At 71.2% G+C, this 21,336-nt stretch carries 17 protein-coding genes and 5 tRNA genes; 11 read left to right on the top strand and 11 right to left on the bottom strand.

The features are described from left to right. Positions 1 to 39 precede the first annotated feature (39 nt). Positions 40 to 1,332, bottom strand: a complete 1,293-nt coding sequence (locus tag AC4IJH_RS19740; RefSeq protein WP_490853091.1) for an MFS transporter — start codon at positions 1,330 to 1,332, stop codon at positions 40 to 42. Positions 1,333 to 1,540: 208 nt separating this feature from the next. Between AC4IJH_RS19740 and AC4IJH_RS19745 the strand changes: the two genes are divergently transcribed. After that, positions 1,541 to 3,508, top strand: a complete 1,968-nt coding sequence (locus tag AC4IJH_RS19745; RefSeq protein ID WP_490853092.1) for a dihydroxyacetone kinase family protein — start codon at positions 1,541 to 1,543, stop codon at positions 3,506 to 3,508. A 426-nt stretch (positions 3,509 to 3,934) separates the two neighbouring features. On the opposite strand, the gene AC4IJH_RS19750 is transcribed toward AC4IJH_RS19745, so the two are convergent. The 8 genes from AC4IJH_RS19750 to AC4IJH_RS19785 form a co-directional block, all read right to left on the bottom strand. After that, positions 3,935 to 4,513 carry a GTP-binding protein gene (locus AC4IJH_RS19750; protein WP_073447656.1) on the bottom strand — a complete coding sequence of 193 codons (579 nt, stop codon included), beginning with the start codon at positions 4,511 to 4,513 and terminating at the stop codon, positions 3,935 to 3,937. Then, positions 4,494 to 5,144 carry a DUF742 domain-containing protein gene (locus AC4IJH_RS19755; RefSeq protein ID WP_490853093.1) on the bottom strand — a complete coding sequence of 217 codons (651 nt, stop codon included), beginning with the start codon at positions 5,142 to 5,144 and terminating at the stop codon, positions 4,494 to 4,496. Before AC4IJH_RS19755 ends, AC4IJH_RS19750 begins: the two co-directional genes overlap by 20 nt. A gap of 86 nt (positions 5,145 to 5,230) precedes the next feature. Further along, positions 5,231 to 5,644: a roadblock/LC7 domain-containing protein gene (locus AC4IJH_RS19760; protein WP_018087204.1), complete on the bottom strand. Its 414-nt coding sequence runs from the start codon at positions 5,642 to 5,644 to the stop codon at positions 5,231 to 5,233. A gap of 10 nt (positions 5,645 to 5,654) precedes the next feature. Continuing rightward, positions 5,655 to 8,879 (bottom strand): sensor histidine kinase, encoded by a 3,225-nt coding sequence (locus AC4IJH_RS19765; protein ID WP_490853094.1) that lies wholly within the window; start codon positions 8,877 to 8,879, stop codon positions 5,655 to 5,657. A 414-nt stretch (positions 8,880 to 9,293) separates the two neighbouring features. Next, positions 9,294 to 9,878 (bottom strand): GTP-binding protein, encoded by a 585-nt coding sequence (locus tag AC4IJH_RS19770; protein ID WP_490853095.1) that lies wholly within the window; start codon positions 9,876 to 9,878, stop codon positions 9,294 to 9,296. After that, positions 9,859 to 10,266, bottom strand: coding sequence for a DUF742 domain-containing protein (locus tag AC4IJH_RS19775; RefSeq protein WP_490853096.1), 408 nt, complete (start codon positions 10,264 to 10,266; stop codon positions 9,859 to 9,861). Before AC4IJH_RS19775 ends, AC4IJH_RS19770 begins: the two co-directional genes overlap by 20 nt. A 128-nt stretch (positions 10,267 to 10,394) precedes the next feature. Continuing rightward, positions 10,395 to 10,808: a roadblock/LC7 domain-containing protein gene (locus AC4IJH_RS19780; protein ID WP_490853140.1), complete on the bottom strand. Its 414-nt coding sequence runs from the start codon at positions 10,806 to 10,808 to the stop codon at positions 10,395 to 10,397. 9 nt (positions 10,809 to 10,817) lie between these two features. After that, positions 10,818 to 14,573: a sensor histidine kinase gene (locus AC4IJH_RS19785; protein WP_490853097.1), complete on the bottom strand. Its 3,756-nt coding sequence runs from the start codon at positions 14,571 to 14,573 to the stop codon at positions 10,818 to 10,820. Between the two features lie 603 nt (positions 14,574 to 15,176). Here AC4IJH_RS19785 and AC4IJH_RS19790 point away from each other — a divergent pair. The 9 genes from AC4IJH_RS19790 (at position 15,177) to AC4IJH_RS19830 (ending at position 19,161) form a co-directional block, all read left to right on the top strand. After that, positions 15,177 to 15,377, top strand: coding sequence for a hypothetical protein (locus AC4IJH_RS19790; protein ID WP_490853098.1), 201 nt, complete (start codon positions 15,177 to 15,179; stop codon positions 15,375 to 15,377). A 91-nt stretch (positions 15,378 to 15,468) separates the two neighbouring features. After that, a complete protein-coding gene (locus AC4IJH_RS19795; RefSeq protein WP_490853099.1) occupies positions 15,469 to 16,230 on the top strand; it encodes a fumarylacetoacetate hydrolase family protein in 762 nt (253 codons plus the stop codon). After that, positions 16,223 to 17,710 (top strand): glutamate--tRNA ligase, encoded by a 1,488-nt coding sequence (gene gltX, locus AC4IJH_RS19800; RefSeq protein WP_490853100.1) that lies wholly within the window; start codon positions 16,223 to 16,225, stop codon positions 17,708 to 17,710. The genes AC4IJH_RS19795 and gltX overlap by 8 nt, the downstream gene beginning before the upstream one ends. A 101-nt stretch (positions 17,711 to 17,811) precedes the next feature. Then, positions 17,812 to 18,537: an HAD family hydrolase gene (locus tag AC4IJH_RS19805; protein WP_490853101.1), complete on the top strand. Its 726-nt coding sequence runs from the start codon at positions 17,812 to 17,814 to the stop codon at positions 18,535 to 18,537. Between the two features lie 86 nt (positions 18,538 to 18,623). Further along, positions 18,624 to 18,695, top strand: a tRNA-Gln gene (locus tag AC4IJH_RS19810). A 21-nt stretch (positions 18,696 to 18,716) separates the two neighbouring features. Beyond that, positions 18,717 to 18,789 (top strand) — tRNA-Glu (locus AC4IJH_RS19815). Between the two features lie 84 nt (positions 18,790 to 18,873). After that, a tRNA-Glu gene (locus AC4IJH_RS19820) sits at positions 18,874 to 18,946 on the top strand. A gap of 34 nt (positions 18,947 to 18,980) precedes the next feature. Then, positions 18,981 to 19,052, top strand: a tRNA-Gln gene (locus AC4IJH_RS19825). 36 nt (positions 19,053 to 19,088) lie between these two features. After that, a tRNA-Glu gene (locus AC4IJH_RS19830) sits at positions 19,089 to 19,161 on the top strand. 44 nt (positions 19,162 to 19,205) lie between these two features. On the opposite strand, the gene AC4IJH_RS19835 is transcribed toward AC4IJH_RS19830, so the two are convergent. Continuing rightward, positions 19,206 to 19,877: a MerR family transcriptional regulator gene (locus AC4IJH_RS19835; RefSeq protein ID WP_490853102.1), complete on the bottom strand. Its 672-nt coding sequence runs from the start codon at positions 19,875 to 19,877 to the stop codon at positions 19,206 to 19,208. Between the two features lie 89 nt (positions 19,878 to 19,966). Here AC4IJH_RS19835 and AC4IJH_RS19840 point away from each other — a divergent pair, with 89 nt between their 5' ends. Continuing rightward, complete coding sequence (locus AC4IJH_RS19840) at positions 19,967 to 20,458, top strand: DUF4188 domain-containing protein (protein ID WP_490853103.1); 492 nt, start codon at positions 19,967 to 19,969, stop codon at positions 20,456 to 20,458. A gap of 14 nt (positions 20,459 to 20,472) precedes the next feature. Here the strand turns inward: AC4IJH_RS19840 and ndgR are convergent, their stop codons facing one another. Further along, the gene (ndgR, locus tag AC4IJH_RS19845; protein WP_490853104.1) at positions 20,473 to 21,189 is read right to left on the bottom strand and encodes an IclR family transcriptional regulator NdgR; all 717 of its coding nucleotides are present in this window, start codon (positions 21,187 to 21,189) and stop codon (positions 20,473 to 20,475) included. Positions 21,190 to 21,336: the final 147 nt, after the last annotated feature.

The raw sequence follows: 21,336 nt of genomic DNA on the forward strand, positions 1-21,336 counted from the left end.
ATGCGGTACGGGCCCAAGTGCCCCTCCACACGCCAGGGTTCAGGCGCGTACCGCCTCGGTGGCGGACGGCGGGGGAGCGGGGGCGGCCGCGGCGGCACTCTCCTCGGGCAGCTTGAGGTACAGGGTCAGCAGCGCGGCGAGCACGTACAGGGCGGCGAAGATGATGACCACGCCGGAGGGGCCGAGCGGGCCGAGGAAGACGCTGACGATGGCGGGCCCGACGAAGGCGGCGCCGCCCGCGCCGAGGTTCAGCAGGGCCATCGCGCCGCCCTTGCTCTCGGGTGCGAGAGCGGGCACCAGCGCGGAGATGGAGACGAATCCGGCCAGGGTGACCCCGTAGAGCATGCCGACGGCCAGGGCCACGCCGTAGTGGGGGCCGACGGCCTTGGGCACGAAGTACAGGGCCAGGGTCGTCACCGCGCAGCCCACGCCGCCGAATCCGGCGATGGTGCGCCGCCAGCCGATCCTGTCGCCGATGACCCCGAAGAGCAGGTTGCACAGGACGTTGGTGCCGTAGATGACGGCGAGCAGGGTCAGCCAGCGGCCCTCGCCGAAGCCCAGCTCCCGGGCGAAGAAGGTGGGCAGGAAGACCAGGAAGCCGAACTCGGGGGCGGTGTTGATGACGCGTACGACGCAGCCGACGGCGACCTTGGGGTGGGTCCAGGCGATGGAGAGGCTGGAGAGCAGCGACTGCACCGGCCTGACCCCGGGCGGGGCCAGCCGCGCGTAGCCGGTGCGCTCGCGCACGCCCAGCAGGCAGCACGCGCCGCCGAGGGCGATGATGCCGAGCGCGATCCACAGCGTCCCCCGCGGCCCGAACCAGGGGTTGGTGGCGCCGGCGACCAGCGAGCCCAGCGTCGGCAGGCCGCCGGTGAAGGCGACGTAGAACCAGCCGACCGCGGTGCCCATCCGGGCCTTCGGCGCGGTGGCGGTGATCCAGACCAGGAAGCCGAAGGCGAACAGCGGGTAGCCCAAGCCGCGCAGGCCGTAGAACACCAGCATCAGGGGGTAGTTCTGCGGGCCGAGGGCGAGGGTGAGGAAGAGGGCGTCGAAGACGATCCACAGCGCCAGGCCGAGCCGCATGACGCGGCGCGGGCCCCACAGGTCGGACAGGGCGCCGGAGAGCCAGGACGCGAGCATGACGGTGACGCCGTAGACGGTGATCACGTACGAGGCGCGGACCTCGGTGCCCGCGCCGTGCCCGGCCATGTACGGCGCGATGAACCCGGATTCCACGCCGTCGCCGACCATGAACAGCAGCACGCCGAGATAGCCGAAGACCAGGGCCCTGGGGATGCCGATCCGGTCCAGGAGGGTGGGGGGTGGAGCCATGTCGCGCCTCCGTCGGTGCGCTCGCGGGGGAGGGTGTGGGGGGTGACGCGAGCAGCATGAATCCTGTGAAGTTCACACGCAAGATGTGATGCGGAGGTTTCTTGGCGGCCATTCTCACAACATCCGGCCCGGTTTCCGGCATGGGAGATGACGTATCTGTGATCTGGGTGTTAAATCCAACAGGGACGAAACAAAGGAGTGAGCCCTGATGACCACCACCCCCGCCGGCCTCGGACACGACACCGAGACCTTCCGTGAGGACTGGATCGAAGGGCTGGCGGACGCGTACGCGCGCACCGTCCGCCGGGTGCCCGGCGCCTACGGCGTCGTCGGGCGCCATGTGCCCCGCCCCGGCAAGGTGGCCGTCGTCACCGGCGGCGGCTCGGGCCACTACCCCGCCTTCGCCGGACTCGTCGGCCCCGGCCTGGCCGATGCCGCCGCCATCGGCGACATCTTCGCCAGCCCCAGCGCCGAACAGGTCTACCGCACCGCGCGGGCCGCGGACGGCGGCGCGGGCGTGCTGCTGACCTACGGCAACTACTCCGGCGACGTCATGCACTTCGGGCTGGCCGCCCGCCGCCTGGCCGCCGAGGGCATCGGGACCCGTACCGTCCTGGTCACCGACGACGTGGCGAGCGGGCCGCCGCCGGTGGAGGGGCAGCGGGTCGACCCCGCACGGGACCGCCGCGGCGTGGCGGGCGACTTCTTCGTCTTCAAGGTGGCGGGGGCGGCCGCCGAGCGCGGCGACGACCTGGAGTCCGTGGCCCGCCTCGCCGCCCGCGCCAACGCCATGACCCGCACCTTCGCCGCCGCCTTCGCCGGATGTACGCTCCCGGGCGCCGCCGAACCGCTGTTCAGCGTGCACGCCGGGACCACCGAGCTGGGCATGGGCATCCACGGCGAGCCCGGCCTGCGCACGACCCGCCACCTGAGCGCCGCCGAGGTCGCCGACGAACTGGTGGAGAACCTGCTGCCCGAACTCGCCGGCCTGCTCCCCGCCGACGGCCGCTCAAAGCGCCGGGTCGCGGTCCTCCTCAACGGCTTGGGCCGCACCAAGTACGAGGAGATGTTCGTCGTCTACCGCCAGGTCAACCGCCGGCTGCGGGCGGCGGGCCTGCGCCCCCACCGCCCCGAAGTAGGCGAATTCGTCACGTCCTTCGACATGGCGGGCCTCTCGCTGTCCCTGATGGTCCTGGACGACGAACTGGCCGAGCTGTACGACGCCCCCTGCGACAGCCCCGCCTTCCGCATCCTGCCGGGAAGCGGCACCGACGCGGACGACGTACGGGAGGAGACGGTGTCTTCGGCGCAGGCCTCGGCGGTGACGTCGGGGGCAGTGTCGGCGGCGACGACCGAGGCGGCCTCGGCGGTGACCTCCGAGGCGGCATCCGTCAGGGACGTCGGGGGCATTTCCGTACGGGACACCGGGGGCATTTCCGTACGGGACACCGGGGGCACTTCCGTACGGGACACCGGGGGCATTTCCGTACGGGGTGATGCCTCGCCTCCCGTACGGGACTCACCCCGCCCTGAGGGGGGAATGCCCGCAACCGCCGCGCTTGAAGCCGCCCTCGACCTGGTCGCCGCCAACGAGGAGGAACTGGGGCGGCTGGACGCGGTCGCCGGGGACGGGGACCACGGCATCGGCATCGTGCGCGGACTGCGCGCCGCGGTCGCCGCGGCCCGGTGTGCCGAACCCGGCCCGGCGGGCGACCCGCGCTCGGCCGGCGCCGCCCTGCTCGCCGCGGGCCTGGCCCTGGCCGATGCCTCCGGCGGCGCCTCCGGGGCCCTGTACGGCGCGCTGCTCGCCGAAACCGGCGCCGTACTGGCCACACCTGCCGCAGGCCGCCCCTGCGCCACCGAACTCCTCGCCACGGCCGCAGAGTCCGCCCAGCGCGCCGTCTCGGAGCTGGGCGGCGCCGAGGTCGGCGACAAGACCCTCCTCGACGCCCTGGACCCCTTCCGCCGCGAACTGCGCGCCCGCGCCGCCGAGCCCCTGCCCGGCGCCTGGAAGGCCGCCGCCCAGGCCGCCACCCGCGCCGCCGCCGGCACCGCCGCCCTCACGCCCTCGCGCGGCCGCGCCGCCCGTATGGGCACGCTGGGCCACGGCCACCCCGACCCCGGCGCGGTCTCCCTCGCCCTGATCCTCACCGCCGTCGGCGACACCCTCCACTGACCCCACGCCGAAGGCCCCCGCACCTGGCAGGTGTGCGGGGGCCTTCGCATGCGGGCAAGGAAGCGGTCGTCCGGCACCGCCGAAGTCCGCTGCCGGGGCCGCGCCACGTCGTGGCGGGCGTCACGGCGTGGCCGGAGCCGCGCCCGGAAGCTGCTGCTGTGGGCCGTGTCGGGAGGTACAGCGGGCCCGGAATGGGCCCGGCAGCCAGGGCAGGATTGTCTCCGCCGTCCTCTCCGCCACAACGGTGAATGGCCGTACGGCGCATTCCGGCGGTGGCGAACCGGCCCGTACGGTGCGGGGGCGTACCGGTCCGTACGGCCGAAGCCCTCACACCTGGCCCCACGCCGGGACGGCGCACGCCGACAGCGCGCACGGCGGTGCGAACCGGCCGCCGCAGGGCGGCCCGGCGCACCCGTCAGAAGCGCCCTAGCGGAGGCGGGCCATCAACGCGTGTTCGACCAGCGTGATCAGCGCCGACTTCGCCTCGCTGCGGTGGCGGGCGTCGGTCGTGATGATCGGGGCGTCGGGGCCGATCTGGAGGGCCTCGCGGACTTCGTCCGGGGTGTAGGGCTGGTGTCCGTCGAAGCCGTTGAGGGCGATGACGAAGGGCAGGCCGCTGTTCTCGAAGTAGTCCACGGCCGGGAAGCAGTCGGCCAGGCGGCGGGTGTCGACCAGGACGACGGCGCCGATCGCGCCGCGTACGAGGTCGTCCCACATGAACCAGAAGCGGTCCTGGCCGGGCGTACCGAAGAGGTACAGGATCAGGTCCTGGTCGAGCGTGATGCGGCCGAAGTCCATGGCCACCGTGGTGGTGGTCTTGTCCGGCGCGTGCGTGAGGTCGTCGATCCCCGCCGAGGCGGAGGTCATCACGGCTTCGGTGCGCAGCGGGTTGATCTCCGAGACCGCGCCGACGAACGTGGTCTTGCCCACGCCGAAGCCGCCCGCCACCACGATCTTCGCGGAGGTGGTGGAGCGGGCTGCACCGCTAGAGCTTGCGAAGTCCACTGAGCACCCTTTCGAGCAGTGTCACATCTGGCTGTCCGCCGGCGGTCTCGTCCCCGCCGGGCTGATGGATGGCGACGTGTCCGGCCTCGGCCAAGTCGGCGACGAGGATTCGGGCGACGCCGAGGGGGATGGAGAGAAGGGCCGAGATCTCGGCCACCGACTTGATCTCGCGGCACAGGTGGCAGATGCGTTGGTGCTCCGGCAGCTGCCCCTGCATCTGGGCCGGGTCCACGCTCGTGCTGACCAGTGCCTCGATGGCGAGCTGGTAGCGCGGCCTGGTCCGGCCCCCGGTCATCGCGTACGGACGCACGAGGGGGTTGTGCGCGCCCCCCGCGGGAGCCGTGGGCTCCGGAGCGCGCCGCTGGTGCTGTACCGGCTGGATACGGGGCGCCCGCGGCTGCTCGTACGCCGGCTGCTCGTACGCGCGCGGGCCGTACCCACCGGAGTGGTACGGCTGTGACGGGTGATGCGGGGACTGGGACTGCTGGTGCTGCTGTGGCTGCGGCGGTGGAGTCTGCTGCTGCCGACGGCTCGGCGCAGAGGGGAAGTTGAAGCGGTTGTGACGGTTCTCGCCCTGTGGCTCGGGCTGCTGCCCGGAACCGTACGGGTAACCGTTAGGGGGCGTTGCCACGTCTCCTCCTCCAACTTGCCTTCTCTGACGCCGGTCGCGCCCCCGAACCTTAACGGCGCGGTGGCGAGAAACGCACTGCCTGTCTGTTAGTTGAGAAGGCTGCCCTGCAGTTCGGCGCGCAGATCCGGCGTCAATACCGTGCCCGCGCGGTCGACCAGCAGGGCCATCTCGTACCCGACCAGGCCGATGTCGCACTCGGGGTGGGCGAGCACGGCCAGGGAGGATCCGTCCGAGACGGACATGATGAAGAGGAAGCCGCGCTCCATCTCCACCACGGTCTGGTTCACGCTGCCGCCCTCGAAAATGCGGGAGGCACCGGAGGTCAGCGAGGTCAGCCCGGAGGCCACCGCCGCCAACTGGTCCGCTCTGTCCCGGGGGAAGCCCTCGGACATCGCGAGGAGGAGACCGTCCGCGGAGACCACGACCGTGTGGGACACACCTGGGGTGTTGTCCACGAAGTTGGTGATCAACCAGTTCAGGTTCTGCGCCGCCTGGCTCATCGGGCTCACACTAACGCTCCTGATCGTAGGTGCTGCCGGGGCCGAAGCCCTGTTGGTCATTCTGGGGGACCTCTGGGTGTTCCCCGCCCGCGGTGCGCCCCTGCTGGACACCGCGGCGCAGGTTGCTCAGCCTGCCGCGGACGGCCTCCGGGGCGCGGGAGACCTGGGGGCCGCCCTGCGGGGTCTGCTCCGCGGTGCCCTCGACCAGGTTGGCCTTGGGTACGCGCCGGGGAAGTCCGGACGAGGTCACTCCGCCCGCCTTGGGGCGGCGCAGTTCCTCGGCCCGGTGCCAGCGGTCGTCGTTGGCGCTGCGCCAGTCGGAGCCGTCGGAGCTGCCCGGACCGGTCTCCGGCGCGCTCCGCTGCTGCGGGGACGACGCCGGCTCCGCGGGCTGCTGCCACTGCTGCTGAGCCTGCTCGTTGCCGCCTCCGCGGCGCGGAAGGCCGGCATCGGTCAGCGAGGGGGAGTCGCTCGTGGAGGGGCCCGGACGGTCGAATGCTACGCGCTCGGACGCATCCGCGGGAGCGGCAGGTGCATTCCGGTCAGATTCCGCTTCCTGGCCGAAGTGGCTTTCGTACGAAGCGGGTTCGGCCCACTGCGGGCGCTGCTCGTCCGGCTGCTGCGGCTCGTGGGACACGTACGGCTGCTGCCCGGTGGCCCCGTCGAAGGACGGCTCGCCCAGGCCCTGACCCCCGAAGGAGCCGTCGCCGTAAGCAGGTTGCCCCGGTTCCGCATATGCCTGGCCGCCGAAGCCGGGGGCGGGGGAGGGGAAGCCGGGCGCCTGGTTGAGGCCCGCGGCACCGAAGTCCTGCGGCTGCGCCGGGTGGGCCGGCTGCGCCGACTGGTCCTGGGCCTGCGCCGGGCCGCCGGGGAAGGCGCCGCCGTGCGGTGCCTGCTCGCCGAAGAGTGCGCCCTCGGTGCGGTCCTGGCCGCCGGTGTGCTGCGCCTCCAGCGCCGCGCGGCGCTCCTCGCGCAGCAGCGAGCGGCCCAGCGGGTCCAGCTGCGAGCCGCCGCCGGGCGCCGTGGCCTGGCCGGCCGCGGGGTAGCGGGACTCGTCGAAGCCGAGCTCGGCGGCGCTGCGGCCGTCGCTCTGGTAGGCCTGCTGCTCGTGCTCGGGGACGATGCGCGAGACGGTGAAGTCGCTCTCGTAACCGCTCTCGTAGCCGCCGTCGTGGCCCTGCTCGTTGCCCCCGCCGTGGGTGAGGTTCTCCGGCAGCATGACCAGCGAGGTGGTGCCGGCCTGCTCGCCCGAGGGGCGCAACTGCACGCGGATGCCGTGCCGGTCGGCCAGCCGGCCGACCACGAACAGGCCCATGCGCTGGGAGATCGCGGCGTCCACGGTCGGCGGGTTGGCCAGTTTGTGGTTGATGTCCGCGAAGTCCTCGGCGGTCAGACCGATGCCCTTGTCATGGATCTCGATCATGATGCGGCCGTCGGGGAGCCGGGTACCGGTCACCCGCACCTTGGTCTGCGGCGAGGAGAAGGTGGTGGCGTTCTCCAGCAGCTCGGACAGCAGGTGCACCAGGTCGGTGACGGCGGTGCCGTGGATGTCGTTCTCGGGGACGCCGGTCAGTTCTATTCGCTCGTACGACTCGACCTCGCCGGTGGCCGCGCGCAGCACGTCCACCAGCGGCGTGGCCTGGTTCCAGCGGCTGCCCGGCTCCTCGCCCGCGAGGATGAGGAGGTTCTCGCCGTTGCGCCTCATACGGGTGGCGAGGTGGTCCAGGCGGAAGAGGTTCTCCAGCTGGTCCGGATCGGCCTCGTTGTTCTCCAGCTCGGTGATGAGCGTCAACTGGCGTTCGATCAGGCCCTGGTTGCGGCGCGAGAGGTTGGTGAAGATCGCATTCACGTTGCCCCGCAGCAGCGCCTGCTCGGCGGCCAGCCGGACGGCCTCGCGGTGGACCTGGTCGAAGGCGCGGGCGACCTCGCCGATCTCGTCGGTGGTGCCGATCGGGATGGGCTCCACACGGGTGTCGACCCGGCCCGGCTCCGTACGGGAGAGCTGGTCGACCAGCATCGGCAGGCGCTGCTCGGCGATGCCGAAGGCCGCGGTGCGCAGCTGGCGCATGTTGCGGCTCATCCGGCGGGCCATCATGCCCGCGACGAAGAACGCGATGATCAGGGCGGCCAGCACGATCGCGGAGTCGATGAAGGTGAACTGCTTGGCGTCGGCGGAGATCTGCGCCGCCTCGGCCACCGCCTTGTCCGCCAGGTCCTTCTCGATCGCGCGGTACATGTCGAACTTGCCGGTGGAGGCGGTGAACCAGGTCTGCGGCGTGATGCCCCTGGCGGCCAGCTGCTGCGCACTCGCGCCCGAGGCGATGGCGCTGACCATGGCCTCCTGGCCGGGAGCGGTGCGGCCGGCCTTCTTCTTCAGCTCCGCGCTGTCGCTGCGCAGCCGCTCGACGTCGGCCGGGGTGCCGCCGGAGGTGTACTCGCCGACGGCGATGTTCTCCAGGTAGGCGTACGAGGCGAGCGCGGTGAGCTGCTTCTTGTGCTGGGCGCCGTCGGCCGGGTCGACCAGCAGGTGCACGCCGATGGAGCGCTGCAGCGATTCGGCGGCCTTGGCCAGGGAGATGGCGTAGACGGTGCGGCCGTAGGAGGTGATGTTGCCGGTGCCCAGCCCGAGTTCGTTGGCGAACTCCATCAGCGGGTGCTGGACCTGGGTGTAGCCCTCTTCGGTCCGTACGCCGGGAAGCTTGGCGGTGTAGGCGTCCTTGCGGAGCGTCTCCAGGTTGGGCTCGACCTTCTGGAAGGCCGCCAGCCGGCGCTTGAGGCCTTCCTTGTCGGGCATGGCCTCGGCCGCGGCGTGGAAGTCCTTGGCCGCGGCGTCGGTCGCGGCCCGCGCGGTCCGTACGGCCTCGTGCTCGCGGTTGCCCTTGAGCAGCGGCTCGGCGCTGCGGTCGCGCTCGTCGATGAGGGCCTGCCCGTAGGAGGCGGCGGCCTGGACGAGCTTGGCGGTGTTCTCCGCGTCCTGCGCCTCGCGCCAGGTCTCCAGCGAGGTGTTGACCCGCAGTCCGCCGAAGACGAGGGCGAGCAGGACGGGGATGAGCAGGATGGCGTTCAGACGGGTGGCCACGCGCCAGTTGCGGGGGGAGTACTTCTTGCCGCTGACGGGCGGGGCGACGGCCGGGGGCGCGGACGCGTCGGCGGGCGGCGCAGCAGTGTGCGACGGCGGGGTGAAGTTGCCCCGCCGCGCTTCCTGCGGCTCGGGGCTGGACTTGCTTCGCCTCACTCGACCAACAACCTCTCGGCGCCGGCACCGACCAGCGCTGTGCCGTTTCTTCTGAGCGTTACTACTCCGGAGTTCACGAATTCCAGCACGTCAGGGCCGTGCGTTCCAAACAGTCCGCTGGGCCCTTACGGCCACGGAGAGGCGTCAGATAAAACGGGCGTAAAGGGAGGGGGGTGGCAAATGGCGGGAGAATAGTGAACGCAGCGAAGCCGCCTGTGCGCGCAAGGTGTCGAGGATGCGCGAATTCTCTGTCGAAACGTTATGAACACCGGGGCGGGCGTGGCAAAGGACACAGGAGTGGCGCCCTGCGGTGTGTACCCCCGGCACAACTGGCAACCGGGGGAAGCAACTTGGCGAATATGGCCGAAAAACGGCTGGTGGCGAGGGCCGCGGCGGATCGCGGCCGGCCGGGAATTACTTCAGACGCGCCATCAGCGCATGCTCGACCAGCGTGATCAGCGTGCTCTTGGCGTCGTTGCGCTGCCGGGCGTCGGTCACCACGATCGGGGTGTCCGGGCCGATCTGGAGGGCCTCGCGGACCTCGTCGGGCGAGTACGGCTGGTGTCCGTCGAAGCCGTTGAGGGCGATGACGAAGGGCAGGCCGCTGTTCTCGAAGTAGTCCACGGCCGGGAAGCAGTCGGCCAGACGGCGGGTGTCGACCAGGACGACCGCGCCGATCGCGCCACGCACCAGGTCGTCCCACATGAACCAGAAGCGGTCCTGGCCCGGCGTACCGAAGAGGTACAGGATCAGGTCCTGGTCCAGCGTGATGCGGCCGAAGTCCATCGCCACCGTCGTGGTGGTCTTGTCCTGCACATGGCTCAGATCGTCGATCCCCGCCGAGGCGGAGGTCATCACGGCCTCCGTACGCAGCGGGTTGATCTCCGAGACCGCGCCGACGAACGTGGTCTTGCCCACGCCGAAGCCGCCCGCCACCACGATCTTCGCGGAGGTGGTCGAGCGGCTCTGGCCGCTCTCGCTAGAGCTTGCGAAGTCCACTGAGCACCCTCTCCAGCAGCGTCACGTCGGGAGTGCCGCCGGCCTCGGTGCTGCCGCCCGGCTGGTGGATCGCCACCATCCCGGCCTCCGCCAGGTCCGCGACCAGAATGCGGGCCACACCCAGCGGTATGTGCAGCAGCGCGGAGACCTCCGCGACCGACTTCACCTCACGGCACAGGTGGCAGATGCGCTGGTGCTCGGGCAGCAGCCCGGGCAGCTGGGCGGGGTCGGCGGTGGTGCTGACCAGAGCCTCGATGGCGAGCTGGTAGCGCGGGCGGGTCCGGCCGCCGGTCATGGCGTACGGGCGCACCAGCGGCTGGTCGCCTTCGTCCCCGTACGGCGCGTGATAGGCGCCGTACGGGCCGGGCGAGGCAGGTGGCGGGGTCATGGGGTCCTCCGGGCGGGACAACTGACTGTCGTCGGGTTGGGCCGGTGGGGGGTGCGGCGGTGGACGTTCGGACAAGTGGCGGCCCTGCGGCGACGGCTGCGGGAACCGGTGCCGCCGGGCGGTGCCGGTCAGTGCAGCAGGCTGCCCTGCAGTTCGGAGCGGAGCTCGGGCGTGAGCACCGTGCCCGCGCGGTCGACCAGCAGGGCCATCTCGTACCCGACCAGGCCGATGTCGCACTCGGGGTGGGCGAGCACGGCCAGGGAGGATCCGTCCGAGACGGACATGATGAAGAGGAAGCCGCGCTCCATCTCCACCACGGTCTGGTTCACGCTGCCGCCCTCGAAGATCCGGGAGGCACCGGAGGTCAGCGAGGTCAGCCCGGAGGCCACCGCCGCCAACTGGTCGGCGCGGTCGCGCGGGAAGCCCTCTGACATGGCGAGGAGCAGCCCGTCGGCCGAGACCACCACCGTGTGGGACACCCCCGGGGTGTTGGCCACGAAGTTGGTGATCAACCAGTTCAGATTCTGCGCCGCCTGGCTCATCGGACTCAACTAACGCTCCTGCTGGTGAGAGGGGTCGACAACGCCGTGGTTGCCGGTGGTGGAGTTCGAGCCGGCCTGGCGGCCCTGCTGGATACCCCGACGGAGATTGGTCAGCCGGCCGCGTACGTCGTCGGGCGCACGCGAGACCTGCGGACCGGCTTGCTGGGACTGCTGCTGCGCGGTGCCCGCGACGAGGTTCGCACGGGGCACCCGGCGCGGCAGCCCGGAGGTGGTGACACCGCCGGCGGCCGGCTGGCGTATCTGCTCGGCCTGGCGCCACCGCTCGTCGTTGGGCGAGGCGCTCCAGCCCGGGCGGTCCTGCTCCGGGGCCTGGCCCGCGGCACCGTTCGCGCCGGCCGGCTCACGGCGCGGCAGCCTCGGCGGCTCGGGCCGCTCCGCGGGCTGCTCCGCTGCGGAGGGACCGGAAGCGGGGGGCGCCGCCTGCGTGTTGAACCAGTTCGACTCGATGGTGTCGAAGATCGGCGTACGGCCGTCCCCCGGCCCCGCGGGAGCCCCGCCGAGCACATCGCTGTCCCCGGAGCCGCGGGTGGGCAGCGGCGGCGCGGGGAACTCGCCGGTGTCCCGGCCCTCCTGCGGCGCGGTGGGGAGGGTGAACTCGCCGGTGGTCTGCGTGCGGTCCGCGCCGGCCTGCGGGAACTCACCGGTGTCGCCGGGCCCGCGGCCGCCCTGGTGGGTGCCGGCGTCCTCGCGCCCGAACTCCCCGGAGCCGCGGGTGGGCAGCGGCGGCGCGGGGAACTCGCCGGTGTCCCGGCCCTCCTGCGGGGCGGTGGGAAGGGTGAACTCGCCGGTGGTCTGCGTACGGTCCGCGCCGGCCTGCGGGAACTCGCCCGTGTCGCCGGGGCCCCGGCCCTGGTGGGTGCCGGCGTCCTCGGTGGGACGGGCCTCGGGGCGTACGAACTCCCCGGTGCCCTGGTCGCGGTCCGCACCCGGCAGCGCGAAGCCGCCCGTGGTCTGCGAGGGGCTCTGCGCGCCCGGCGGCGGGCCGTTGAAGTCGGGGCGGGAGAACTCGGTCGTGTCGCCGGGACCGCCCTGCTGCGCCGGAGGCGAGAAGAGGTCCGGGGTCTGCGGCTCCTCGTGGCCGCGCGGCCGGTCCTGCGCCTGGCGGGGGGTGAGCGGCCAGTCGTCCGCCGAGCCGCCGCGCTCGCGCCGGGCACCCCAACTGGTGCCGGCGCGCTGGTCGTCGGAGCCGCCCGGCAGCTCGCCCGCGGGGCCGCGCGGCGGCAGCTGCGGCCGCTCCTCGCGCGGAGCGCCCGTGGGCGGGGCGACGGTCGGCTGCTGGGAGGCGGCGCTGTCCGCGCCGCGCATGGGCAGCGAGGGACGGCCGTCGCCCGACGGCAGCGAGCCGTGCGCATCGGTCTTGGCGGGCGGGGCACCGGAGGGGCCGGAGGACTGCGTACGGCTCGGCAGGCCCGGAGCGCCGAAAGCACCGCCCTGGCCGCCTTGGCCCCCCTGGCCGCCCTGGCTGGACGGACCGCCGAACGCGCCACGGCCCGGCAGCGCCGGACGCGCCCCGCCGGGACCCGAACCGACCTGTCCACGCGGCTGGAGACCCGCCAGACGGCTGGAGGAGGAGTTGGGCACCTCGCCGGCGCCCGGCGTCCCCTTGGCCGGCTGCGGCTTCTTGCCGCCCTGCGCGACATCCACGGGCAGCATGACCAGCGCGGTCGTACCGCCGGAGTCGGAGGGGCGCAGCTGGATACGGATGCCGTGGCGCAGCGACAGACGGCCGACCACGAACAGGCCCATGCGCCGGGAGACGGAGACGTCCACGGTCGGCGGGCTGGCCAGCCGCTCGTTGATCGCCGCCAGGTCCTCGGGCGAGAGCCCGATACCGGTGTCGTGGATCTCGACCAGCACCCGCCCGTCGGGCAGCGCGTGACCGGTGACCTTGACCTTGGTCTGCGGGGAGGAGAAGGAGGTGGCGTTCTCCAGCAGCTCGGCGAGCAGGTGCACGAGGTCGTTGACGACCCGGCCGGCGACCTCGGTCTGCGGCACCGAGCTGAGCTCGATGCGCTCGTACTGCTCCACCTCGGAGGCCGCCGCACGCAGGACGTCGACCAGCGGGACCGGGCGGGTCCACCGGCGGCCCGGCTCCTCGCCCGCGAGGACGAGGAGGTTCTCGCCGTTACGGCGCATACGGGTCGCGAGGTGGTCGAGCTTGAAGAGCGAGGAGAGCTGGTCGGGGTCGGCCTCGCGGGACTCCAGCTCCGAGATGAGCGAGAGCTGGCGCTGGATCAGACCCTGGCTGCGGCGCGAGAGGTTGGTGAACATCGCGTTGACGTTTCCTCGCAGCAGCGCCTGCTCGGACGCCAGGCGGACCGCCTCGCGGTGCACGTCGTCGAAGGCCGCGGCCACCTTGCCGATCTCGTCCCGGCTGTGCACACCGACCGACTCCACCGAGGTGTCCACGTCCTGCGGGTCGGCCTCGGAGAGCTGCTTGACCAGCTCGGGCAGCCGGTCCTGGGCGACCTTCTGCGCGGTGTCCTGCAGACGGCGCAGCGAGCGGACCATGGAGCGCGAGACGACGAAGGCGCCGACCAGCGAGATGCCCAGGACCAGCAGGATCAGCGCACCGTTGAGGATGGCGCCCTGGGTGGCCTCGTTGCGCAGCTCGCGGGACTTCTGCTCCATCTCCGAGAGCAGCGTCTTCTCGATACGGGACATCTCATCGATCTTGATGGTGTCCTGGTCGTACCAGTCCAGGTACTGCATGTTCTCGCTGCGGATGCCGTTGTCCGTGGCGAAGGCGCGGTTGGCGAACTTGGTGGCGGCGACGATGTCGTCGATGCCGCCGTCCAGGCCGCGGGTCAGCTCGGTGGCGCCCTTGCCGCCCTGGTAGATCTGCTGGAAGCGGGCGCGCTCGGCCTTCTCGTTGTCCTCGGCGGTACGCCCCGCCAGCCGGTCGTTCTCCGAGAGCTGCGCGCCGCCCTTGCGCGCGAGGCCGGAGGAGACCATCGCGCGCTGCATCGAGGCGAATTCCTTGGCGGAGGAGAACGCCGCCAGCGCACGCGTGCTGCGGATCATCTCCGGGTTGCTGGTGGCCTGCGCCATGTCCTGCGAGAGCGCGAGCAGCGAGGTGACCAGCTGGTCGTAGGCGCTGACGGTGCGCGCGGAGTTGTTGTCGTCCGTGTACGCGCTGTTGCGGATCTCGTTGAGGGTGTTCAGCTGCCGGCCGATGTCCAGCAGCGTGGCCTGCACGCCCGCCATGGCCGGGTCGTCGCGCTGGACGTCGCCGGTGGCCTTGTCGAAAGCATGCTTGGCGGTGTCGGTGGCCTCGCGCGGGGCGACGACGTTGGCGTCGTCCTTGGTGTTGCCGCTGGCGGAGATGGGGCCCGCGGACTTGTCCCGCTCCACCTGGAGGGCGTCGGCCAGCTCGGTGGCCTTGCGCGTCATCTCCGTCAGGAGCTGCATCTTGTCGAGCTGCTCGATGTCGTCCATCGAGGTCTGGATACGCAGTGCGCCCAGCGTGGTCGCCGCGATGACGGGGAGCGCGAGCAGGGAGACCAGACGGGTGCTGATGCGCCAGTTGCGCAGGGCTATTCGTGCACCGGGGCCACTGGGGCCCTTCGGCGCGCTGCGCTCGGCGGACTCACCGCTCTGCGCCTCGCCGCCCCGGTCGGCCGGCGCACTGCCGCCCGCCGGAGTGCTGCCCTGGGCACGCTGTGGCGAGGAGGCGCGGTCGGTCCCGCCGCGCAGCTCCGGGTCCGCCGCACCGCTGCCATCCCTCTTGAAACGTCCCTGCACTAGCGTCGCAACCTCTGGACCAGGCGTCCTGCCGCTGGTACGGCGGGACGGTGTCGAGTCGTAGGGGACATCGGTCCCCCGTGGCGGTCGTGGGTGACCGGCGGAGCTACCCCCTCTGGCAGAGGAGGAGCCACCACCGCGCGGCGCTGCTGTGCGCCCGTGCGCGCCGGGTGAATCCTGCGGCGGTCCGTGGAATTCCAGCACAGTGCCAGATCTCCAACAAGGGCGGCGCCATCTGCTGTGACATGCGTGACGCAATGTGCGGGGGGCGTTACGAGGCGTAGAACCCTCATAGGCCGATAACGGACTTTTGCCCGCGAGTCGTTCACGCGTACGCGCTGTCCCGGCTGAGGTGATCGGGAGCGGAACGTGCGCTTCAGTCCGTCAATGTCCGTTTCGGACATGCTTGTTGATCATGAGAAATGCGGCATTTGTCACACACCTCGTGAGCAAACTCACAGGTCGATCGCCGACTTCCCGGCGCTGCCGCTGGGAATAGCGTGCTTAGCCTGGCGCTTTACAGAGTTGCCCACAATGACAAGTCGGCAATCCCCGCCCGATCCGCTGAATCCTCAAAGACTCCTCCGACAGAAGGCATAACCAGTGAAGACCACGATGATGTTCCGCAACATAGCCAACCCGCGGCGCACCACCCTGGCCCATCTCAAGGACGCCGAGGAGCTGCAGACCGCGCCCGCCGACCAGCCGGCCCACACCGTGGATCTGCCCACGCAGACCGCCAACCCCCGCCGTACGGTCCTGATGGACGCCCCCGAGGCCGCGCCGCAGGACGCCACGGTCTGAGGCGGCCGCTGAGCAGGGGAAGCAGCCGCGCCCCCGCGATAGCCTGGAGTGTCAACTCCGGCCATCGATCAATGAGGGGCAGCGGCTTCCCGTGCGCATCGCCAGATTTTCCATCGACGGCAACGTCGGCTTCGGCGTGGTCGAGGGCGACGAACTCGACGTCATCAAGGGACACCCCTTCGCCGAATTCGAGCGCTCGGGCCAGAAAGTCCCCCTGGACAAGATCCGGCTGCTGCCGCCGGTCCTGCCCAACAAGGTCGTCGCGATCGGCCGCAATTACGCCGAGCACGCCGCCGAACTGGGCAACGAGGTCCCCCAGACCCCGGTCACCTTCTTCAAGCCCTCCACCTCCGTGGTCGGCCCCGGCGACCCCATCGCCTACCCCTCCTTCTCGCAGGAGGTGCACCACGAGGCCGAGCTGGCCGTGGTGATCGGCCGTATGTGCCGCGAGGTCCCGCGCGAGCGCGTCAAGGACGTCATCCTCGGCTACACCTGCGCCAACGACATCACCGCGCGCGACGTCCAGCAGCGCGAGGCGCAGTGGGCCAGGGCCAAGGGCTTCGACTCCTCCTGCCCGCTGGGCCCCTGGGTCGAGACCGAGCTGGACCCCGGTGACCTGACGATCCAGTGCACGGTCAACGGCGAACAGCGCCAGCTCGGCCGCACCAGCGAGATGGTCCGCTCCGTCGAGGACCTGATCGTCCACATCACCGAGGCCATGACGCTGCTCCCCGGCGACGTCGTCCTCACGGGCACCCCGGCCGGGGTCGGCCCGCTCAACGTCGGCGACGAGGTCGCCGTCACCATCGAAGGCATCGGCACTCTCACCAACAAGGTGGTCAAGCGTGGCTAACGCGACCCCAGGCACCCCTGTGCGGGTCCGTTTCTGTCCCTCCCCGACCGGCAACCCCCACGTGGGCCTGGTCCGCACCGCTCTCTTCAACTGGGCCTACGCCCGGCACAACGAGGGCGCCCTGGTCTTCCGTATCGAGGACACCGACGCTGCCCGTGACTCCGAGGAGTCCTACGAGCAGCTGCTGGACTCGATGCGCTGGCTGGGCTTCGACTGGGACGAGGGCCCCGAGGTCGGCGGCCCCCACGCGCCGTACCGCCAGTCGCAGCGCATGGACATCTACCGGGACGTGGCGGCCAAGCTGCTGGACGGCGGCTACGCCTACCCCTGCTACTGCACCACCGAGGAGCTGGACGTCCGCCGCGAGGCCGCCCGCGCCGCCGGCAAGCCCTCCGGCTACGACGGCCACTGCCGCGGCCTGAGCGCCGAGCAGAAGCTGGCGTACGAGGCCGAGGGCCGCAGCCACATCGTCCGCTTCCGCATGCCCGACGAGGCGACCACCTTCACCGACCTGGTCCGCGGCGAGATCACCGTCCAGGCGGAGAACGTCACCGACTACGGCATCGTCCGGGCCAACGGCGCCCCGCTGTACACCCTGGTCAACCCGGTCGACGACGCCCTGATGGAGATCACCCACGTCCTGCGCGGCGAGGACCTGCTCTCCTCCACCCCGCGCCAGATCGCTCTCTACAAGGCCCTGATCGAGCTCGGCATCGCGAAGACGATCCCCGCCTTCGGCCACCTGCCGTACGTCATGGGCGAGGGCAACAAGAAGCTCTCCAAGCGCGACCCGCAGGCGTCCTTGAACCTCTACCGCGAGCGCGGCTTCCTCCCCGAGGGCCTGCTCAACTACCTGTCCCTGCTGGGCTGGTCGTTCTCCGCGGACCAGGACGTCTTCACCATCCCCGAGATGGTCGCCAAGTTCGACCTCGCGGACGTGAACTCCAACCCGGCGCGCTTCGACCTGAAGAAGGCCGAGGCGATCAACGCCGACCACATCCGCATGCTGGACGTGAAGACCTTCGCCGAGGCCTGCGAGCCCTGGCTGAGGGCCCCGCACGCCAACTGGGCCCCCGAGGACTTCGACGAGGCCGCCTGGCAGGCCGTCGCGCCGCACGCGCAGTCCCGCCTGAAGGTCCTCTCCGAGATCACGGCCAACGTCGACTTCCTCTTCCTGAAGGAGCCGGTCGAGGACGAGGCCTCCTGGACCAAGGCCATGAAGGAAGGCTCCGACGCCCTCCTGCGCACGGCCCGCGCCAAGCTGGAGGCGGCCGACTGGACCTCCCCGGAGTCCCTCAAGGAGGCCGTCCTGGCCGCCGGTGAGGAGCACGGCCTCAAGCTCGGCAAGGCCCAGGCCCCGGTCCGCGTGGCGGTCACCGGCCGCACGGTCGGCCTGCCGCTCTTCGAGTCCCTGGAGATCCTGGGCCAGGAGCGCACTCTCGCCCGCATCGACGCGGCGCTGGCCAAGCTGACCGCCTGACCCGCCCCGCGCGCCCCGCGCGCGCCCATATGCGCCCACAGGGCCCGGAAGCCCCCGGTTTCCGGGCCCTGGCACATGCCAGGGGCGCTACCGTCGTTGCCATGCCGATCCGCGCGATCCTCTGGGACGTAGACGACACGATCTTCGACTACCGCACCGCAGACCGCACCGGCATGCGGGCGCACCTGCGGGACGAGGGCCTGCTCGACGCATTCCACTCCGTCGAGCAGGCCCTCTCTCTTTGGCACGAGACCACCGAGATCCACTGGGCCCGCTTCGCCGCCAAGGAGACCGACTTCCTGGGCCAGCGCAGAGACCGCGTACGCGCCTTCCTCCAGGAGCCGATGAGCGACGCCGCCGCCGACGCCTGGTTCGGCCGCTACATACGCCACTACGAGGCCGCCTGGGCGCTCTTTCCGGACACCGTCCCCGCCCTGGACGCCCTGGCCGCCGCCTGCCGCCACGGGGTGCTCTCCAACTCCCACTCCGCCAACCAGGAGCGCAAGCTGCGCGCCCTTGGCCTGCGGGACCGCTTCGAAGTGCTGCTGTGCGCCAACGACCTCGGCTGCTCCAAGCCCGCTGCCCGCGCCTTCCTCGCCGGCTGCCGCGCACTGGGCCTGCCGCCCGCCGAGGTGGCCTACGTCGGCGACAAGCTGGACATCGACGCACTGGGCGCCAGGGACGCAGGACTGCACGCTGTGTGGGTGGACCGGGCGGACACGGAGAGTGATCTTCCGGAGGGCGTGATGCGGGTGGAGAGCCTGTGCGATCTCCCCGAGCTGTTGTGGCGGCTTATCGGTTTTGGAGCGCCGTCCCCCATCGGGTAATGTTCTTCCTGCGCCGCCCGAGAGGGCCGAAAGGTCCGGCCGGGAAGCGCAAGCCAAGCAAAACCCCGCAGGGGGTTGTGGTTTGGTGGCCTATGGTGTAATTGGCAGCACGACTGATTCTGGTTCAGTTAGTCTTGGTTCGAGTCCAGGTAGGCCAGCTCGCAGAGCTCATCTGCAACGCCCCCGTTGTGTAGCGGCCTAGCACGCCGCCCTCTCAAGGCGGTAGCGCCGGTTCGAATCCGGTCGGGGGTACAGATCCATCCCGTAGATCACCAGGGTCGCTCCCGGTGATGTCGCGGTGACAACACCCGGCTCCGGCCGGGTGGGATCGCTAGGGCCCCCGTTGTGTAGCGGCCTAGCACGCCGCCCTCTCAAGGCGGTAGCGCCGGTTCGAATCCGGTCGGGGGTACTGGTTGAACAACCAAAAATGGTCTAAACCACCATGGCCTATGGTGTAATTGGCAGCACGAGTGATTCTGGTTCATTTAGTCTTGGTTCGAGTCCAGGTAGGCCAGCGCAGTCGAGATCTTTTCGATCTGCACCCCAAGCAAGCCCCCGTTGTGTAGCGGCCTAGCACGCCGCCCTCTCAAGGCGGTAGCGCCGGTTCGAATCCGGTCGGGGGTACGCAACGAGAAGGCCCCCCGCATCACGCGGGGGGCCTTCTCGCGTCAGCCGTCCTTCTCGCAACTGCCTTGTCCGAAGCGCCGGTCGGACTCCTCCGCCTCCGCCAGTCTGCGCAGGCTCAGCAGCACCGGCTCGAAGAGCACGGTCAGCGCCACCGCCGCCTCCACCTGCTCGGTGGGTGTGTCGTAGGTCTCCACCAAGTCCAGGTCGGCGACGGCCAGTTCGCCCGCCAGGCGCGCGTACGGCAGCAAGTACTCCGTCTCGTGCGGATATCCGAGCCGGGCCAGCGCCGCGACGGCGTTCACCAGCATCCGGTACGCGGGCGACAGCGCCCCCACCTGTGCCCCGTAGTGCCACTGCAGGCGCTGGAGCAGGGCGTCCACCGTGCGGCGCGCGGCGGCGGTCTCCGGGGGCTCCTGGGCTTCCGCCTGGGTCTCGGCGTCGTGGGGGAGGGCCCACACGGCCGCGCCCAGGCGCAGATGGTGGTCCAGCGACTGGTCGTCCACGGCCGCCAGCACCTCGCGCGCGGTGGCCACCGGCATCTTCCCGACCTGGATCAGGGCCCGTACGAGGCGGAGCCGGCGCAGGTGGTCCTCGCCGTACTCGGACTGGGTGGCGGTGATCCGGTGACCGGGCGGGAGCAGTTTCTCGCGCAGGTAGTACTTGATCGTGGCTGTGGGGACCCCGCTGCGTTCGCTCAGTTCCGCCAGTCGCATTTCCCTTGCGCCTTTCCTTGGAGAGTGTCACTATCCAAGCATGGATAGTGACGCTATCCAATACGCGCGACAAAGGAGCAGGGGCTGTCATGGGTGCGAAGGTGATCGAGGGGCGGATGACCGCCGACGCCGAGGGGGACGCGGTCGTCTTCCTCGTCGGGATGCGTATCAACAGCTGGCGCGCGGTGCGCAGTTGGGTGCCGGTGCTGCGCGCGATGCCGCGCATGATGAAGGAGCTGGGCCGCGAGAAGGGCAGCGGGCTGATCGGCTACCGCGCGACGGCCTCGGGGCTGCGGGAGTTCAGCATGATCCAGTACTGGGAGTCACGCGAGAAGCTGCTGGCCTACGCGAGCGACGGGAACATGGAGCACCGCCCGGCCTGGGCGGCGTACAACCGCAGCCTGAAGCGGGGCCGCGGCAAGGTGGGTATCTGGCACGAGACCTATGTCGTGCCCGCGGGCTCGTACGAGGCCATCTACGCCGACATGCCCGCGTACGGCCTGGCGGCGGCCACCGGTGTCACCCCGGTCGGCCGCCGCGGGGAGCGGGCGGTCGACCGGCTGGCGAAGAGCGGCGTCTGACCGGCTTTCGTCGATCAATTCCCGCGGCGCAGCGCCTCGCTGAGGCGGGCGGCCGCGTCGATGACCGCCTGGGCGTGCATCCGGCCCGGGTGGCGGGTCAGCCGCTCGATCGGTCCGGAGACCGAGACGGCGGCGACCACGCGGTTGGAGGGGCCGCGCACGGGCGCGGAGACGGACGCGACACCGGGCTCGCGCTCACCGATCGACTGGGCCCAGCCGCGGCGCCGTACGCCGGACAGGGCCGTGGCGGTGAAACGGGCGCCCTGCAGGCCGCGGTGCAGGCGCTCGGGCTCCTCCCAGGCCATCAGGATCTGGGCGGCGGAACCGGCCTTCATGGGGAGCGTGGAGCCCACCGGGACGGTGTCCCGCAGGCCGGACAGGCGCTCGGCCGCGGCCACACAGATGCGCATGTCGCCCTGGCGGCGGTAGAGCTGGGCGCTCTCGCCCGTCACATCGCGCAGGTGCGTCAACACCGGCCCCGCCGTGGCCAGGAGGCGGTCCTCGCCGGCCGCGGCGGCCAATTCGGCCAGCCGCGGGCCGAGGATGAACCGGCCCTGCATGTCGCGCGCCACCATGCGGTGGTGCTCCAGAGCCACGGCGAGCCGGTGTGCCGTGGGCCGTGCGAGCCCGGTCGCCGCGACCAGCCCGGCGAGGGTGGCCGGACCGGACTCCAGAGCGCTCAATACCAGAGCCGCCTTGTCGAGAACGCCGACGCCGCTAGAGTTGTCCATGCAACGATACTCACGTCTCACAGTGTGAAACGCAAGTTCAATTTTCCGCGGAAGTCGTCACTCTGGAGACGCGGCCCCCGACCAGGGCCCGCGGCACCGCCCGCCACGAGCGGTTCGTACGCCCCGCCATCGGCGGCACAGCGGCGC

The organism is Streptomyces sp. UF-297, from assembly GCF_058245575.1.

Bases quoted from the DNA above. Each gene is read 5' to 3' on its own strand.
- AC4IJH_RS19740 (WP_490853091.1), bottom strand. From the start codon at position 1,332: ATGGCTCCACCCCCCACCCTCCTGGACCGGATCGGCATCCCCAGGGCC.
- AC4IJH_RS19745 (WP_490853092.1), top strand. From the start codon at position 1,541: ATGACCACCACCCCCGCCGGCCTCGGACACGACACCGAGACCTTCCGT.
- AC4IJH_RS19760 (WP_018087204.1), bottom strand. From the start codon at position 5,644: ATGAGCCAGGCGGCGCAGAACCTGAACTGGTTGATCACCAACTTCGTG.
- AC4IJH_RS19775 (WP_490853096.1), bottom strand. From the start codon at position 10,266: ATGACCCCGCCACCTGCCTCGCCCGGCCCGTACGGCGCCTATCACGCG.
- AC4IJH_RS19780 (WP_490853140.1), bottom strand. From the start codon at position 10,808: ATGAGCCAGGCGGCGCAGAATCTGAACTGGTTGATCACCAACTTCGTG.
- AC4IJH_RS19805 (WP_490853101.1), top strand. From the start codon at position 17,812: ATGCCGATCCGCGCGATCCTCTGGGACGTAGACGACACGATCTTCGAC.
- AC4IJH_RS19835 (WP_490853102.1), bottom strand. From the start codon at position 19,877: ATGCGACTGGCGGAACTGAGCGAACGCAGCGGGGTCCCCACAGCCACG.
- AC4IJH_RS19840 (WP_490853103.1), top strand. From the start codon at position 19,967: ATGGGTGCGAAGGTGATCGAGGGGCGGATGACCGCCGACGCCGAGGGG.
- ndgR (WP_490853104.1), bottom strand. From the start codon at position 21,189: ATGGACAACTCTAGCGGCGTCGGCGTTCTCGACAAGGCGGCTCTGGTA.